1 pseudogene is annotated in these 290 nt (G+C 45.9%); it reads left to right on the top strand.

Annotated features, from left to right (window positions below):
• Positions 1-290: pseudogene (locus tag KVT36_RS31660) on the top strand (hypothetical protein); the annotation flags it as partial.

The following is a 290-nucleotide window of genomic DNA, read 5'->3' as shown; positions in this document are numbered from 1 at the left end:
AAGGAAGCGACCGATTTTTATGTAAGTACCAAGATCAAACGTTCGCAGGTAAATGTTGATAAGCTGCAGGTAACTCCAGACTCGCTGGAGATACTGCTTAACCGTAAAACCTATTCAGTAGCCGCTGCAAAGGATGTGAATCAGAACCCGGCAAGGCAGGTAGCAACTGTGGAATCTGGAGTAGGAGCAAGGGACAAAATGGTGCTGCAAACCATATATGGTGAGGTGGTTAAGAACCTGGAAATAAGCAAAATGACTATGGCGCAGGAAACGCCGGTAGTACAGATTGT

This window comes from Chitinophaga sp. GbtcB8 (genome assembly GCF_019091455.1).
In the GTDB taxonomy this organism is placed as follows: Bacteria; Bacteroidota; Bacteroidia; order Chitinophagales; family Chitinophagaceae; genus Chitinophaga.
Note: the sequence above shows the minus strand (reverse complement) of the source record. Positions and strands in the feature narration are given on the sequence as shown.